This is a genomic window from Streptacidiphilus sp. MAP12-20, assembly GCF_041262525.1.
GTDB lineage: Bacteria > Actinomycetota > Actinomycetes > Streptomycetales > Streptomycetaceae > Streptacidiphilus.
In genome coordinates, this window is sequence record NZ_JBGCCK010000004.1 from 54859 (window position 1) to 71030 (window position 16172).

Genomic DNA, 16172 nt, shown 5'->3' on the forward strand with positions numbered 1-16172 from the left:
AGATTGAAGATAGCCGTTCATTCAGCTCGCCACCAGGGGGTGCCTGTCTCCTATGTCCTTTTCATTCCGATTTCGCACCTATGCTGACACGGACAACCGAGAGGAGACCGACGTGGGACCGGTGGAATTCCTGGTTCTCGCCTTCCCGGGCGAGCAGGTCGGCACGGACGTCGTTGCTCCACTGAATGCGCTGCGGCGGGCAGGCGGCGTGCGGCTCATCGACTCGCTGCTGGTGACCAAGGCGGCGGACGGCACGGTCAGCGCGTCCGAGCTGACGGACCAGGAGGAGCTCAAGGCCGCGCTGGACCCGGACCCGGACGCGACTCCGGAGACCAGCCTGATGGGCGAGGAGGACGCGGCGGAGGCCGGGGAACTGCTCGAACCCGGTTCGTGCGCGCTGCTGCTGCTCGTGGAGCACGTCTGGGCGGCGGAGGCGGTGGCCGCCTTCCGCGAGGCGAACGGCCGCGTGGCGGCCTCGGTCAGGATCCCGCCCGAGCACGTGGCCGAGGCTCGGCAGGCACTTGTGAATACGGAGAGGTAAAGGCCATGTTCGTGCGACCGATGCGACCGGTTCTGATGCGACGCCCGGTGGGCGCACCGCTGCTGCGCGGAGCGCTGATCGCTACGCCGCTGACGAATGACGTGGCGTCAAAGCTGGCTCAGCTGGGCGAGATGGTCCAGCAGGGCGTCCTCACCCGGGAGGAGTTCACCGCGGCCAAGGCCAGACTCTTGAGCTGACCTCTGGTTGCACCTCCAGGGGCGCGGGGAAGTTGCAACTGGCCCTAAGACTAAAAGGTCGCGGCGCGGATGAGGAGGCCGCAGCCCGCCAGGGTGCCGATCCCCCAGAGGGCGACCATCGGGGCCAGCGAAGCGTCCGTGCCGAGGATGGGGCGCCAGACGCCGGCGGCGTCATTGGGCATGTAGACCATGCTGACCGGGGTGCCGTACGGATCGGGGCAGGCGCGGCCGCCCCAGAGGTCGGCGTAGTTGCCGTCCGGCTCCCGCACCGTGCAGACCCAGTACGGCGTGTTGTGGCTGCCGGTCTCCCGCCGCTCGGTGTCGATCGCGCCGACGCCCTGCGCGCCGGCCAGCACCATCACCGCGTCCGCCGCGCCGACCGAGGCCACCAGGAAGCCCAGCGCGGCCAGCGCGTACGTCCGACTCACCCGCTTCGGGACCGGCGCGCCGCCGTAGACCGTACGGCGGACGATCACCGCGAAGCCGAAGATCAGCCAGATCCCGCCGAAGACCGCGCCGAAGCCGAGGTCCAGCGCCGCGACGCCGCTCGTCAGCGCGATCGCGAGAAAGCCGATCAGCAGCCAGCCCAGCCACCACCGCGTTCGCGTGGTGTAGCCGCCGGTCACCCGCGCGGGACGCTTGTCCGGGCTCGGGACCGGCGTTCCGTGCGAGTGCAGGCCGTGGGCGGCCAGGGCCTTTTCGAACTCCGCCGCGCTCCGCGTCGTGATCATGCGGCCGGCCTCGCCCGCGCGGGCGATGTCCGCGGTCGTCGCCGCCTGCGGGTAGGCGTCGGTGAAGCAGATCAGCACGCTCACGACGAGCGAACGCCCGTACTTCGTCGCCGCGAGGTGGCGCAGCTTGTCGGCCTGGAATCCGGCCCGCTTGAGCGACTTCACCCGCTCCGGCGTCAGCTCCGGCAGATGCACCTCACTCCACTGCCGCGCGTCCTCGTCCTGCGCGTCCCCATGCCGCACCATGTCTGGCCATCCCTCCCCGTGACGAGGAGGGACTCTAACGCAGAGCTGGTTCAGCCGTGGACGATCGCCTTGACGTTGCCGGCGGCCGGTCCGGTGGTGACGAAGTCGCCGACCTTGCCGCGCCGGCCCAGCAGGCGGCCGTCGTCCGTGCGGGACCAGAGCAGTTTCTCCTCGCGCCGCTCCCAACGGGCCAGGGCCAGCGCCCCCACCTGCACGCCGAGGCCGTAGCCGAGAACGGCCAGCCCCGCCGCCGGGCCTGCGACGACGCCGAGCGCAGCGGTCGCGCTGATGCCGATCAGCAGCCAGAGCGCGTGTCCGCGCGCCAGCCGCTGCCGCGTCTCCTGCGGCGGCTCCAGCGTGATAGCGAACGCGGCCTTCCCCGCGTCCCGCGCCCGCCCGGCGTACCAGCGCCGCCGCTGGAGCGCCCCGGCCAGGACACCCACGACGAACAGCCCGGCGCCGATCAGCGCGCCCCGGCCGAGCCCGGTCAGACTCGGGATGAGCAGCCCACAGAGAGCGCCCACCGCCCCGATCCACATCAGCGTGCGCGCAACAGTGCCCATGATCACGACGACCCGGGCGCGCGCATAGGTCCCACGCAGCATGGCGGGACGATAGCGCCAACAGATGAGAATTGTCTTGGGTGCGGTCAGTCGAAAGCCGCCGCCGAGACCGGGCGGTGGTGGAGGCCGAGGCGTTCGTAGACGCGGCGGGCGGGGGTGTTCCAGTCCTCGACCATCAGGCCCACGGCCGCGTGGTCGGCGAGGGCGGCCGAGACGAGGGGGCGGCGATCGCGGCGTCCTCCCCCACCCAGGCGCGACCCCGCCCGCGCAGGCCCTGAGCTGTCCAGAGCACGAGTGAGTCGTTGTCACAGTGGTCAGCCAGCTCACCCACGTCTATGACTTCACGCATCCCGCGAGGCTACCCGCTGCGCGGGCCCCGCAAGGGGCGCGAGGAACTGCGCGAGAAACCACCCGGGGCGGATGGCCCTGCCCGTTCGGATCAGTCCCTGCGAGGGTGGCTTGTCGCGCAGTTCCTCGCGCCCCTGGTGGTTCTCAGGTGCCTCAGCCCAAGAAGAGCCCGCGCGTCGTCGCGGCCTGCTCGAAGTCCTCCAGGCGCTGGACCGAGCCCGGGAGTTCGTCGCACATCGCCTGGAGCAGCACGCGCCCCAGCATCATCGGCGCGCAGGCCGTGTCGAAGACCAGGCTGGAGCCGACCGCCGCCGGGAGCATCACGTCCGAGACCGCCGCCACCGGCGCGAACGCGCTGTCGGCGACCGTCACCACGGTCATGCCGGCAGCCTTCGCCGCGGTCAGGGCCTCCATCACCTCGCGCGGGTAGCGCGGGAGGGCGAAGCAGATCAGGGCCGTCGCGCCCGCCTGGCGGGCCTGTTCTATGCGGTCGAGCAGCATGCTGCCGCCCTCGTCGAGCAGCCGGACGTCCGGGTGGACCTTCGCCGCGAAGTACGCGAAACCGTGCGCCTGCGCGGAGGCCGCCCGCAGGCCGAGGACCGGCAGCGGGCGGGACGCGGCCAGCACGCGGGCCGCGTGCAGCACCGGCTCGGGGTCGGCCAGCACAGCGGCCAGATGCTGCAGGTTGGCGATCTCGGAGAGCACCGCCTGCTGCTGCTCGTTGCGGACCACCTCGCCGGGCGTCTCCCGGACGCCGCCGGACGCGCCCCCGCCCTCCCCCGGCTCGGCGAGCCCGAGTTCGCGCAGCTGGCGGCGGAGCGCCGGGTAGCCGTCGAAGCCGAGCGCGACGGCGAAGCGGGTGACCGAGGGCTGGCTGACGCCGGCCAGCTCGGCGACCTCGACGCTGGACAGGAACGGCGCCTCGGCGGCGTTCCTGACCAGGCAGTGGGCGATCCGGCGCTGAGTCGGCGTCAGCCGGTAGCCCTCGAAGAGGCGCAGCAGCCTGCTGGACGGCCCGCTGGCCTGCGGTGCCTCCAGCAGTGTGGGGGCCTCGGCCGTCTGGGGCGGTGTCACGCTCATCTGCGCCTCCAACGGGCGGGCGATTCAGTAGGTGCCGACTGTGCATGAACGCATGCAGAGTCGGCAAGTACCTTCTCGCCCACCGGACGAATGACCAGCTCAGCCCCCACAGGCCAGGGTCAGGCCAGCGGGCCGGTGACCGACTCGACGGCTGTCACGAGGCCGCCGCTGCGGACGAACTGGTACGCGGCCTCCAGGTCGGGGGCCAGGAAGCGGTCCGGGCCCGGACCCGCCACGCCCGCCGCACGCGCGGCGGCGACCGCCGCGGCCGTGGCCGGGGCGAGCGGGCTGGCGCCCTCGCCGGTGTGGCTGTAGGTGCGGATCTCCAGCGCCCGCGCCGAGGCGACGAGCTCGACGGCCAGCACCCGGGCCAGGTTGTCCACGGCCTGACGCAGCTTGCGCGCGGCGGACCAGCCCATGGAGACGTGGTCCTCCTGCATCGCCGAGGAGGGGATGGAGTCGACCGAGGCCGGGACGGCGAGCCGCTTGTTCTCGCTGACCAGCGCGGCCTGCGTGTACTGGGCGATCATCAGGCCGGAGTCCAGGCCCGGGTCGTCGGCCAGGAACGGCGGCAGGCCGTGCGAGCGGTTCTTGTCCAGCAGCCGGTCCGTGCGGCGCTCGGCGATCGAGCCGAGGTCGGCGGCGGCGATGGCCAGGAAGTCGAGCACGTAGGCGACGGGCGCGCCGTGGAAGTTGCCGTTCGACTCGACGCGGCCGTCGGGCAGCACGACCGGGTTGTCGACGGCGGCCGCGAGCTCGCGGTCGGCGACCAACTGGGCGTGGGTCAGCGTGTCGCGGCCCGCGCCGGCGACCTGCGGGGCGCAGCGGATCGAGTAGGCGTCCTGGACGCGCGGCGCGTCGTCCTGGTGGTGGCCGGTGAGGCCGGAGCCCTCCAGCACCTTGAACATGTTGGCGGCGGACGCGGCCTGGCCGGGGTGCGGGCGGATCGCGTGCAGCTCGGGCTGGAGCACCTTCTCGGTGCCGAGCAGCGCCTCCAGCGACATGGCGGCGGTGATGTCGGCGACGGTGAAGAGGCGGCCGAGGTCGGCGCAGGCCATCACCAGCATGCCGAGCATGCCGTCGGTGCCGTTGATGAGGGCCAGGCCCTCCTTCTCGGCGAGCTCGATCGGGGTGATGCCGGCGGCGGCGAGCAGCTCGCCGGTCTCGCGGACCTCGCCGTCGGGGCCGTAGGCCAGGCCCTCGCCCATCAGCGCGAGCGCGCAGTGGGAGAGCGGGGCCAGGTCGCCGGAGCAGCCGAGCGAGCCGAACTCGTGCACGACCGGCGTGATCTGGGCGTTGAGCAGCGCGGCCATCGTCTCGGCGACGACCGGGCGGACGCCGGTGCGGCCGGAGGCGAGGGTCTTCAGGCGCAGCAGCATCAGCGCGCGGGTGACCTCGCGCTCGACCTGCGGGCCCATGCCGGCCGCGTGCGAGCGGACCAGCGAGCGCTGGAGCTGGGCGCGGAGCTCCGGGCTGATGTGCCGGACGGCGAGCGCGCCGAAGCCGGTGGACACCCCGTAGACCGGGCGCGGCTCGGCGGCCAGCGCGTCGATCCGCGCGCGCGAGGCGGTCATCTCGGCGACCGAGTCGGCGGAGAGCTCGATGCGCGCGTTGCCGCGCGCGACCGCGATGACGTCGGCCGGGCCCACGTTGGCCTTGCCGATCACGACGACGTTCTCGACGTTCTGCATATCCATATACGGAATCTCATCACGTGAATGGCTCTATGACAACAGCAGAGCCGGGACCGATCCGTCGGCCTCTCCTTCAGCCCCTTCCCGACCGGCGCCTCCGCAGCGCCTGGACCAGCGGGTCAAACGCGGCGACTGGATCCGATCATGGCGGGATATGACTGTCGTTCAGCCGTGCTCGGCCCCGACAGTCACCCCGCCGGCGGCAGGTACCGTGGTCAGGACAGAGCCGAACGAGGGACCGGAGGACCGGCATGGGCCGGGTGACCGAACGCCGCCGTGTGGTCCGCCTGCGGGACGGGCGCCGCGACGCGCGCCCCGACGCGCTGGCGGCGGAGGAGCCGCTGGAGATGCGCGTCGGCGGCCGCGCACTGACGGTCACCATGCGCACGCCCGGCCACGACTTCGACCTGGTCGCGGGCTACCTGGTCGCCGAGGGCATCGTCGCCACCGGCGAGGACCTTCCGGCCCTGCGCTACTGCGCGGGGACGAACGCGGAGGGCATCAACACCTACAACGTCGTGGACGCCCGGGTGGCCCGCCCGGAAACCGTCCCGGTCTCCGCCTACCGCTCGCTGCTGACCAGCAGCGCGTGCGGCCTCTGCGGCGCGGAGACGGTGGACGCGGTCCGCAAGCGCCTCCCCTACGACCTCGCCCTCGACCCGCTCACGGTCACCCCGGACCTCCTCTACTCCCTCCCCGACACGCTCCGCGCGGCGCAGCGCGGCTTCGACGCGACGGGCGGCCTGCACGCGGCGGGCCTCTTCACGGCGGACGGCCGCTTGCTCTGCGTCCGCGAGGACGTGGGCCGCCACAACGCGGTGGACAAGGTCATCGGCTGGGCCCTGCGGGAGGGACTGCTGCCGCTGCACGAGCATCTGCTGATGGTGAGCGGGCGCGCGTCCTTCGAGCTGGCGCAGAAGGCGGCGATGGCGGGCATCCCGCTGATGGCCGCGGTCTCCGCGCCGAGCGCACTCGCGGTGGACCTCGCCGAGGAATCCGGCCTCACGCTGATCGGCTTCCTCCGCGGGCGCTCTGCAAACGTCTACGCGGGCGCTCACCGCATCGCTTAGTTGCACTATCCAGGGGCGCGAGGAACTGCGCGACAAGCCACCCACGCAGGTACTGATCCGAGCGAGCAGGGCCATCCGCACAGGGTGGTTTCTCGCGCAGTTCCCCGCGCCCCTGGGGAGTTGCAACTGAACGTCAGCTCGTACCGAGGCGGGCGACCGGGACGGTCGCGTGGCGGGCGCGCTCCGCGCCGAGGCCGCTGGATTCGCGGAGGTGGCGGACCGAGGCCTCGATCTCCGTGGTGTCGTAGCCCTCCTGCTTCAGCAGGGCCACCACCGCCGCCAGCGTCCGCTCCCGCACCGCCGCCCAGACCCGCTGCGCGTCAAGATGCTGGAAGAGCACCTCGTAGCGGTCGTCCGCACCCAGCTCCCGCACGCTCACCCGCGGAGCGTGCTGCACCTTGCGGCCGTGGCTCAGCATCCGCTCGCGCCAGCGGCGGCGCAGCCAGCCGCGGACCAGGGAGCGCACCGTCGAGCCCACCTGCAGGGTGTAATCGGCGAAGTCACGGCCCAGGTTGGTCGTCGCCGCCCAGAACGCGCGCAGCAGGTCGAAGCCGTCCGGAGGCAGCAGCATGTCCACCGTGCGGTAACGCTCGTCCACCGGCGGGAGCAGGTACTCCAGGCCCTCGACATACAGCTGGTGCCCCTGCAGCGTGACGCGGACGAAGGTCGAGGCGACGACCTGCCCGTGCCACAGCTCGGCCCGCGCCTCGACGTAGTGCCGCAGCCGCGGGTGCGCCGTCTCGTCCATCTCGCGCACCCAGTCCGCCTGCAGCACCCGGCGGCCGTCCTGGTCCTCGGGCGAGAGCCCGCCGAACCAGTGCTCGTGCGGCTCCACCCGCAGGCCGGAGCGGAAGACCCGGTCCTGGACCGTCACGCTGTGGAGTGCGTCGCCCTGGTACGCCGTGCCCGACGCCAGTCCGCGCAGCCAGGCGGTGACAAACTCGTGCGCCTGCGGCACGGCGAGCGTACCGGGGGGCGTCTCGACGGAGGCCGGGCGCAGCTCGGCGCTGACGGCCCACTCCTCCCGGGCCACACCCGAGCCGACGAAGGGCTCGAAGTCCCCGTAGACCGTCTCGGCCTCGGGGGCGCCGCTGCGCAGCCGCTGAAAGACCTGCCGCAGCGAGGCGGGCGGTTGGCCGCCGGGCTCCGCGGACTTCTGGTCGCCGATGACCGCGAGCCGCTGGTGGCGCAGGAAGCGGGCCAGGGTGCCGATCAGGATCCAGAGCGCGAGCATCGCGAGCGGCACCTGCCAGCTGAGGCCGCTGGTGTCGGAGCCGCTCGCGTAGCGGTCGTAGCCCGGGTAGGGGCCGTAGCCGTTCGAGCTGCCCAGAAAGCCTCCCCCGCCGAAGGGGCCGGAGTCGCTCGACGACGCCGTCGCCAGCGCGGCGACGATCGCCGCCCACATCGCGGAGAAGCCCAGCACCAGCACGGCCAGCGCGGCGCGGCGCAACGTCGCCCGCCGCGCCGGGGTGTCCAGGGCCGGGAAGACCCGCACAGCCAGGGCCACCACCAGCCGTGCCAGTCCGCCGTAGAACAGCACGCTCAGCACGGCCGTCAGGCTGACCGCCGCGCCGGTCCGGCTGAACGCCGAGCCGACCAGCAGCACCACGAAGCAGGCCAGTGCCGCCCAGAGCGTGTGGCGGCGGGCGCGCAGGCACTCCATCAGCACGGCGCCGGTGTCCGTCCCCGGCGCGGGGGCCGGGACGCGGTGGCGTTCCTCGACGAGCTCGGTGATGACGCGGTCGCGGAACTCGCGATTGAGGTACGCGGCGGCCTGCAGGTGGCGGGTCGCGTTCCCGCCGGGCGGCCCGGCGTGGAAATCGATCCAGCCTGGAGCGGTCGCGTCCGTGGTGGCCACCATGCGGTGTCAACTCCCCCGAGTCGTCGTGTGAGAGGCACAGCATGATCGAGCCCGCGGCGCCGCGTCAACGCGGGTCGGGCGGCATCAGAGTTGAGCGACCTTCAGCTGTGCCGTCGCCTCACGGCGGGCTGGGCGGTCCGGCGAGCGCCACGGCGACGAGCGCGCGCAGCGTCGGGCCGACGCCCGCCAGGGAGAGCGTCGACTCGTCCGCGAAGAGCTCGACCAGCCAGCTGCCCGCCGGATTCGACCCGCCCGCCGCGACCATCGCCCGGTAGCCGCCGACGACCAGCACCGCCTCCTCCGCCGGGTCGTTGCCCGGCACGCCCGTGCGCAGCCCGAAGCAGCCGCCGCGGATGGCCGTCATGGTGAGCGGGTACGCGGCCAGGTCGAAGACCGCGTCCGGGGCCTCGTTGACCGCGCGCTGGACCTGGGCGCGGGTGCTGCCGGGGCCGCGCGTCATCCGGCGGATGCCGTAGCGCGCGGTCTGCATCCGACCGGAGCCGGGAGGGACGTAGGAGACCCACCAGGCGACCGCGTCCAGCAGCTGCGCGACGGTCTCGGCCACCGCCTCCAGGCGGCCGAGGGTGTCGGCGGGGTGCGGGCGTTCGTCGAGCACGGCGAGGGTGGCGGCCAGCAGTTGCCCGGGGTCGGCGGTGTGCCGGGCGCCGCGGAAGCGACGGCGCTCGGTGCGGCGGCCGGCGGGGCCGGGCTTCGGTCCGGCGTCGACCAGACTGACCGTCGGGTCGGGCAGGCTGCCGCGTCCGGCGACGACCGGGTGGGCGGCCGGGCCCGACTTGGCCCGGTACTGCGCCGCGTCGGCCAGGCGGAAGAGCCGGTCGGCCGTGGTGACCGGGCCGATCGGGTCACCGGTGGAGGCCACCCCGCAGGCCACGCCCTCGCCCTGATCGAGCGTCAGTGCCTGCGCGCACAGCTCCTCGGCGACCCTGACCACCTCGTCGGCGCTGGGTCCGGCCGAGACGAGGCAGAACTCGTCGCCGCCGAGCCGCCCGACCACCGCGCCGGGCAGCATCGCGCCGCAGAGCGAGAGCTGGTTGGCGAACTGTTCGAGCAGTCGGTCCCCGAACTCGTGACCCTTCTCGTCGTTGACCCGCTTGAGGCCGTTGACGTCGCAGACGACGAGGGAGACGACGGTGTCCTCGGCGCGGTGCTCCTCCAGCGCGGCGTCCAGCCGGGCGTCGATGGCGCGGCGGTTGGCGAGCCCGGTCAGCGGGTCGGTGAAGGCGAGCCGGCTCACCTCCTCCAGCCGCTCGCTCTGGGCCAGGCCGGCGGAGATCTGGGCGGCCAGCACGGTGCCGAACTCCGCCTCCTCGTCGTCGAAGTCGGACTTTCCGGCAACCCTGGCCAGGTAGAGCTCACCCCAGGCCCGTCCGCCGAGGAGGATCGGCGCGACCAGGCAGCAGGCGCGTCCGCGCCGCCGCAGCGAGGCAGCGCGGGCGCGGCAGGCGGGCCCGTTGCTGGCGCCGCCCTCGGCGCTCTGCACCCAGGCCCGCGGCAGCCCGTCCGGGGCGAACAGCTCGCCGAGGCCGCGTTGGGCCAGGAACTGGGCGATCTCCGGGTACTCGCCGAGCGGGTAGGACTCGTCCTCCGGCAGCGCCTCCTCGCCGGGCGCGAGCAGTCCGTCGTTGACCAGCACCCGTAGCCGGCCGCGCTCGCGCTCCCAGACCGAGATCGCGGCGAAGTCCGCGTCCAGCGCGCCCCGCGCCCGCCCGGCCCCGACCTGCGCGGCGCCCCGCGCGTCGGGCGCGGCCGCCATCGCCTGCGCCAACCCGACCACCGCACGCAGCCGCGCGTCCGCGACGCCGGTCGCGGCGGTCCCGGTGGTCTCCTCACTGGCCTGCACGGTGCTCCTCCGTCGCTGGTGCCTGCTCCGTGTCCAGCCTACGGACAAACGGGACAAATAACCTGCAGGCTGCTGAGCCGTCGGGGCTCGCTGCTACCGTGATCCGGACGCGACACTGCTCCATCCGAGTCAAAGAGTCACCGGGGTCACGGGGGAAACGATGGCCATCGAGCTACCTGGCGAAGTCGTCTCGTTCCTGCAGTTCATCGGGGTGAACTGGCCACAGATCAACGAGGACAAGGTCCGCGAATTCGCCTCGCACGTCCGCGAGTTCGCACACAACATCGAGGACACGCACCAGCAGGCCACATCCACGGTCCAGGCCATGAACCAGCACTACCAGGGCAACTCCTACGAGTTGCTGGTCTCCAAGTGGGCGCACCTCTCCCAGGGTCACATGGGCGAACTGCTCAACGCCTGCCACGTCCTCGCCGACGCACTCGATGTCGGCGCGGACTACATCGTCGCCATGAAGCTGGACTGCATCGCCGAACTCACCGCCCTGGCCGTGTCGTTCGTCGCCGACCAGGCTGCGGCCGTGGCCACCTTCGGCCTCGCCGAGGCCGCGATGGCGCTGATCGTCAAGGCGGCCGAGACGGCCGTGGACTTCATGGAGCAGCAGCTGATCCAGTACATCATCGCCCAGATCGTCGAGGCGGCGCTGACACCGCTGCTCGGCGTGGTCGAGAAGGCGGTGGCCGGGATGAGCTACTCCGCGCTGGAGGACATGCTCGGCGTCACCGGCAACGGCCCCGGCGACGGCTTCATGATCCACCCGGACAACCTCCGCACCCACGCCCAGCTCTTCGCCGTCCACGCGGAGACCGTCCAGGGCCACGCCCAGGCGCTGACCGGCAAGCTCGCCGGCATGAGCTTCGAATAAGGGGGGCTCGCGCCGTGAGCAAGCAGATCGCCCACGCGGTCGAGGACGCCGCAAGGAAGGCCGAGCAGGGCCTGGCCCAGGACTTCACCAAGGCCTACCACTCCATCCTCAAGGACACCGAGCACGGCGCGACCAAGGCAGCCGACCACGCGGCCGAGAACGAGGCCAAGACGGTCGAGGACCTCGCCAAGTCCACCGAACACCCGGGCGCGACCGGCGCCCACGACCCCCACGCGGGCGGCGCCGGAGGCGGTGGCCACCCCGGCGGCGAGGGCGGCGCCCCGCACGGCGCCGGACGCGAGCAGGTCAAGGACCCGCACGACGCGGGCCGCGGCGAGGACGCCGTCTGCGGCGGCGGCGAGCCGGTCGACATGGCGACCGGGCGGATGTACATCGACCAGACGGACGCCTCGCTGCCGGGCTCGCTGCCCCTGCTCTTCACCCGCAGCTTCGAGTCCGGCTACCGGGCCGGCCGCTGGATGGGTCGGCGCTGGGTCTGCACCTTCGACGAACGGCTGGAGATCGACGCCGAGGGCATCGTCCACATCCGCGCCGACCGCGTCACCCAGGCCTACCCGCACCCGGAGCCCGGCGAGCCGGTCCAGGCCTCGGCGGGCGACCGCCGCTTCCTGGACGTCGACGCCCGCGCCCGCTGCTACACCCTCACCGAGCCGGGCACCGGCCTGGTCCGCGAGTTCACGACGCAGCCAGGGGGCACCTCCCGGCCGGAGGCTGGGGGAGGGGCGACCGCCCTGCTCACCCGCGTCCGCGACCGCTCAGGCCGCCACTACGACTTCGAGTACGACGGCGCGGGCGCCCCGCTCGCCATTCAGCACTCCGGCGGCTACCGCCTCCTGGTGACGACGGAGTCCGGCCGGATCACCTCGCTGCTGCTGGCCCGCGCGGCCGCCGACGGCGGCGACCAGGAACTGCTGCGCTACGGCTACGACGAAGGCGGCAACCTCACGGAGGTCTACAACTCCTCCGGCCTGCCGATGCGCTTCGCCTACGACGCCTGGGACCGGATCACGTCCTGGACCGACCGCAACAACAGCCGCTACTGGTACGTCTACGACACTCTCGGTCGAGTAGTGGACGAGGGCGGCGAGGACGGTTCGCTGCGCTTCACGTTCCACTACGGCGAGCCCGACCCGGCCACCGGCCTCCGCGTCCACACCGAGACCAACGCGCTGGGCCACAGCACCCGCTATCACATCAACCCCCAGCACCAGGTCATCGCCGTCGTCGACCCGCTCGGCAACACCACCCACTACGAGCGCGACCCCTTCGACCGCCTCCTCGCCGAAACCGATCCCCTCGGCCGCACCACCCGCTACGAGTACGACGGCGCGGGCGATCTCGTCGCGGTCGTCCGCCCCGACGGCGAACGGACGACGGCGGAGTACGCGGGCGAGCTCAGCCTCCCAACCCGGATCGTCGAGCCGGGCGGGGCCGCGTGGCTGCAGACCTACGACGCGGCGGGCCGCCGCACCTCGGTGACCGACCCGCTCGGCGCAGTCACCCGGTACTCGTACGACGAGCACGGCCACCTCGCCGCCGTCACGGACGCGCTGGGACACACCGCGCGTGTGGTCTGCGACAGCGCCGGATTGCTCGAGGACTTGGCCGATCCGACGGGCGCCGTCACCCGACTGAGCCGCGATGCCTTCGGCCGCGTCGTCCGCGTGACGGACCCGCTGGGGCACGCGACCGAATCCACGTGGACCGTCGAAGGCCTCGTCGCGTCGCGCACCACTCCGGACGGGGAGGTGGAGACCTGGACGTATGACGGCGAGGGCAACCGGCTGAGCCACACCGACCAAGTCGGGCGGATCACCCGCTTCGAGTACACCCACTTCGAGACTCTCGCGGCCCGGATCACTCCCGACGGCGCCCGGATCGCTTTCACGCATGATCCGCACCTGCAACTCGTCGCCGTCACCGACCCGATGGGCCGCACCTGGGACTACACCTACGACCAGGCCGGTCGACTGGTCGCCGAGTCCGACTTCGACAATCGAACGTCTCGTTACCTCCTCGACGCCGCCGGCCAGCCGCAGACCGTCGTCAACGCGGCGGGCCAGACTCTCTCGTACAGCCACGACGTGCTCGGCCGGGTCACCGCCGAGGACTGCGACAGCATCCGAACCGCCTTCGGTTACGACCTGGCCGGAAAGCTGGTCACCGCCTCGTCCCCCAGCTCAAGACTGACCCGCGGCTACGATCTGATGGGCAACCTGCTGACAGAGACGGTCGACGGCCGCACCCTCAGCTACACCAGGGACTCGCTCGGACGCCCTGTCAGCCGAACCACCCCCTCGGGGCACCGCACCGAGAGGACCTACGACGACGCCGGTCGCCCCATCCACCTCCGGTCCAGTGGCGGGTCTCTCGACTTCCACCACGACGAGGCCGGACGTGAGCTCGAACGTGTCCTCGGGCCGGAGTTGACGCTCAGTACCGCTTGGGACCCCGTGGGCCGAACCACCGGCCAGACGGTCAGATCCACCTCCCCGGGCCGCGATCAGTTGCTCCAGCAGCGCCGATACAGCTGGCAGGCCGACGGCAGTCTTCTCGGCGTCCGTGACCAGCTCGGCGGCGACCGCGCCTTCGACCTCGACACTGTCGGTCGGGTCGTCCGCGTCCGTGCCGACAGGTGGAACGAGTCCTACGCCTACGACCCGGCCGGTGACGTCACCGACGCCCGCTGGCCCTCGACTGCCGCGACCCGCGCCGCCGAGGGCCCACGTGAGTACATCGGCACGCGCCTCACCACGGCCGGTCGGATCCGGTACGAACACGACGCAGCCGGACGCGTGATCCTGCGCCAGGTCACCCGCCTCTCCCGTCGGCCTGACACCTGGCGCTTCACCTGGAGCGCGGAGGGCCGGCTCTCGGCTGTCACCACCCCGGACGGCACGGTCTGGCACTACACCTACGATCCCCTCGGCCGCCGCACCGCCAAGCTCCGCCTGGGCGCGGATGGCGCCACCGTGGTGGAACGCACCGACTTCACCTGGGACGGTCCGGTCCTCGCCGAGCAGACCACCCACGCTCCCTACCTCCCCGGCCCCCACACCATCAGTTGGGACCACCAGGGGTTCGTGCCACTCAGCCAGACCGAGACCGTCACCGTCTCCGAACAGGAGCGCGTCGACCGGCGATTCTTCGCCATCGTCACCGACCTGGTCGGCACTCCCACAGAACTCCTGGACCCCGCCACCTCGAGCGTGGCCTGGCGCGCGACCACGACCCTCTGGGGCAACACCAGCTGGCCTGCCGACAGCACTGGCTACACCCCGCTGCGCTTCCCCGGCCAGTACTTCGACCCGGAAACCCGACTCCACTACAACGTCAACCGCTACTACGACCCGGAGACTGCCCGCTACACCACCCCTGATCCGTTCGGCCTGCTTCCCGCCCCCAACCCGCACACCTACGTACGGAATCCCCACACGTGGACCGACCCGCTGGGACTGTCACCGCACCCGCGTGGCAGGGGCGCGGGCAAGGGGGCGGACAAGCCCCATGTCTCCCCGGTGGCCTCGGACTGGGCCACCAAGGGCGCGCACATCCATGTGGGGTCGGACGAGGTGCGCGTCCACATGGTTGACGGGGAAGTCGTGGGAGAGCCGATCCGGCTGAGGACCGGCACGGCCTCGCCCAGGAGCGTGCGCACAGCCGTGGATCTCGTGAACTCGGATCCGAGCATCCGGGCTGATCTACTGGCCAAGGCGAAGTCGGCCCAGGAACATATGAAGGACCACAATTGGGGCAACACGAAGAACCGGGCCGACGAGATGCAAGCACTGATCGACTTCCTGAAGGGCACCCCGTGAAGGGATCGGACCTCATTGCGGAGATGGTCGCATCGGGCCGGATCAGAGGGATCGGCTTCGGATCGCCGGTTGCCGACGTCGAGTCGGCGTTCCCACTCGACTGCGTCGACGACGAGGACGACGAGGGGCTCTCGTTGCGCAGGGACTACGGCCTCGTTGAGTTCTTCTTCAACGGCGGACCGGAATGGGTGGTGGTCGGAGCGTCCGTGGAGGTCCACCGACTTGCCACTGACCCCGCGTTGCAGGAGGAGTGGCGCCGGATCCAGGGAGTCGATTTTCCGGAGTACCTGACCTGGGAGGACGTGGAGAGGTCGCTCTCACGCCTCCCGGTCGCCCCGGGGCTACGGGTCAGCCGCGATCAGACGGGATACGTCGAGTACCGGTCGATCGACACGAGGGTGTCCGTCCTGGTGGTGGACGGCCCGGAGGAACGCCATCACCGGCCCGGCGGTGGCGACGTCTTCTCCGTGGCGCTCGGGTGAAGCACGAGAAGCCGACACTGACGACCGCCCCGACACCACTCCGCCAGATCCGTGCTGACCACGACGCACAGGGCCTGACCGTCTACCAGGCGTACCCGCTCGAGATCGCGGACCCCGCGCTCGCGGCCGGCCGCTTCGTCGCGCCGTTCAAGCGGGAGCGGATGACGTGGATCAAGCCGTCGTTCCGCTGGATGATGTACCGCTCCGGCTGGGGCACCAAGCCCGGCCAGGAGCGGGTGCTGGCGGTGCGGATCAGCCGGGAAGGCTTCGAGTGGGCGCTCGCGCACTCCTGCCTGAGCCACTACGACCGGGAGCAGCACGCCTCCGCCGCCGAGTGGAAGGCGCTGCTCAAGCAGAGCCCGGTCCGTCTTCAGTGGGACCCGGAGCGCTCCACCAATCAGCAGGAGCTCCCCCACCGCGCCGTCCAGATCGGCCTCACCGGCGAAGCCGTCCACCGCTACGTCGACGACTGGATCCTCGGCATCACGGATGTCACCGCACTCGCCCACGAGACCCACGCCCTGGTCCGCGACCGGCAGGTCGCCGCCGCCGACGCCCTGATCCCGGCCGAGACGCCGTACCCGCTCCCCGAGCATCTGCGGGAGCGTATCGGCGGCAGCGGAGGGCAGCAGGCGTGACTCTGAGCCGCAGCCTGTGACCAGGTCATCCGTTCGGCTCGGGTCGGCGATGGCGCTCGCCCGGTCGCCGGTGTGCAACGGCTGAGCGACTTTTTTCTCGCCCCGGCACCTGCGCAGGCCCGGCAACCGCCATGATGT

At 72.0% G+C, this 16172-nt stretch carries 14 protein-coding genes; 7 read left to right on the forward strand and 7 right to left on the reverse strand.

The window, feature by feature from the left end; genetic code table 11:
• Window positions 1-112 precede the first annotated feature (112 nt).
• Both ABIA32_RS06395 and ABIA32_RS06400 read left to right on the forward strand, forming a co-directional pair.
• The gene (locus ABIA32_RS06395) at window positions 113-541 is read left to right on the forward strand and encodes a DUF6325 family protein (RefSeq protein ID WP_370092868.1); all 429 of its coding nucleotides are present in this window, start codon (window positions 113-115) and stop codon (window positions 539-541) included.
• A gap of 5 nt (window positions 542-546) precedes the next feature.
• Window positions 547-738: an SHOCT domain-containing protein gene (locus ABIA32_RS06400; RefSeq protein ID WP_370092869.1), complete on the forward strand. Its 192-nt coding sequence runs from the start codon at window positions 547-549 to the stop codon at window positions 736-738.
• A 50-nt stretch (window positions 739-788) separates the two neighbouring features.
• Here ABIA32_RS06400 and ABIA32_RS06405 read toward each other — a convergent pair whose 3' ends face one another.
• From ABIA32_RS06405 to hutH, 5 genes are all read right to left on the reverse strand, one after another.
• On the reverse strand, window positions 789-1715 hold the full coding sequence (locus ABIA32_RS06405; RefSeq protein ID WP_370092870.1) for a hypothetical protein: 927 nt from the start codon (window positions 1713-1715) through the stop codon (window positions 789-791).
• A 50-nt stretch (window positions 1716-1765) separates the two neighbouring features.
• Window positions 1766-2320: a hypothetical protein gene (locus tag ABIA32_RS06410; RefSeq protein ID WP_370092871.1), complete on the reverse strand. Its 555-nt coding sequence runs from the start codon at window positions 2318-2320 to the stop codon at window positions 1766-1768.
• Between the two features lie 133 nt (window positions 2321-2453).
• Window positions 2454-2627 carry a hypothetical protein gene (locus ABIA32_RS06415; RefSeq protein WP_370092872.1) on the reverse strand — a complete coding sequence of 58 codons (174 nt, stop codon included), beginning with the start codon at window positions 2625-2627 and terminating at the stop codon, window positions 2454-2456.
• Between the two features lie 152 nt (window positions 2628-2779).
• Window positions 2780-3706 (reverse strand): MurR/RpiR family transcriptional regulator, encoded by a 927-nt coding sequence (locus ABIA32_RS06420; protein ID WP_370092873.1) that lies wholly within the window; start codon window positions 3704-3706, stop codon window positions 2780-2782.
• A 119-nt stretch (window positions 3707-3825) separates the two neighbouring features.
• Window positions 3826-5403, reverse strand: a complete 1578-nt coding sequence (gene hutH, locus ABIA32_RS06425; protein ID WP_370092874.1) for a histidine ammonia-lyase — start codon at window positions 5401-5403, stop codon at window positions 3826-3828.
• Window positions 5404-5651: 248 nt separating this feature from the next.
• Between hutH and fdhD the strand changes: the two genes are divergently transcribed.
• Complete coding sequence (gene fdhD / locus ABIA32_RS06430) at window positions 5652-6470, forward strand: formate dehydrogenase accessory sulfurtransferase FdhD (protein WP_370092876.1); 819 nt, start codon at window positions 5652-5654, stop codon at window positions 6468-6470.
• A 133-nt stretch (window positions 6471-6603) separates the two neighbouring features.
• Here the strand turns inward: fdhD and ABIA32_RS06435 are convergent, their stop codons facing one another.
• Both ABIA32_RS06435 and ABIA32_RS06440 read right to left on the reverse strand, forming a co-directional pair.
• Window positions 6604-8331: a hypothetical protein gene (locus tag ABIA32_RS06435; protein ID WP_370092877.1), complete on the reverse strand. Its 1728-nt coding sequence runs from the start codon at window positions 8329-8331 to the stop codon at window positions 6604-6606.
• A 118-nt stretch (window positions 8332-8449) separates the two neighbouring features.
• Window positions 8450-10192, reverse strand: coding sequence for a diguanylate cyclase domain-containing protein (locus ABIA32_RS06440; protein ID WP_370092878.1), 1743 nt, complete (start codon window positions 10190-10192; stop codon window positions 8450-8452).
• 160 nt (window positions 10193-10352) lie between these two features.
• On the opposite strand from ABIA32_RS06440, the gene ABIA32_RS06445 reads away from it, so the two are divergent.
• The 4 genes from ABIA32_RS06445 to ABIA32_RS06460 are packed head-to-tail and all read left to right on the forward strand — an operon-like array spanning window position 10353 to window position 16034.
• The gene (locus tag ABIA32_RS06445; RefSeq protein WP_370092879.1) at window positions 10353-11075 is read left to right on the forward strand and encodes a WXG100 family type VII secretion target; all 723 of its coding nucleotides are present in this window, start codon (window positions 10353-10355) and stop codon (window positions 11073-11075) included.
• Between the two features lie 14 nt (window positions 11076-11089).
• Window positions 11090-14914: a DUF6531 domain-containing protein gene (locus ABIA32_RS06450; RefSeq protein ID WP_370092880.1), complete on the forward strand. Its 3825-nt coding sequence runs from the start codon at window positions 11090-11092 to the stop codon at window positions 14912-14914.
• The gene (locus tag ABIA32_RS06455; protein ID WP_370092881.1) at window positions 14911-15396 is read left to right on the forward strand and encodes a hypothetical protein; all 486 of its coding nucleotides are present in this window, start codon (window positions 14911-14913) and stop codon (window positions 15394-15396) included. The genes ABIA32_RS06450 and ABIA32_RS06455 overlap by 4 nt, the downstream gene beginning before the upstream one ends.
• Complete coding sequence (locus ABIA32_RS06460; RefSeq protein ID WP_370092882.1) at window positions 15393-16034, forward strand: DUF4291 domain-containing protein; 642 nt, start codon at window positions 15393-15395, stop codon at window positions 16032-16034. Before ABIA32_RS06455 ends, ABIA32_RS06460 begins: the two co-directional genes overlap by 4 nt.
• Window positions 16035-16172: the final 138 nt, after the last annotated feature.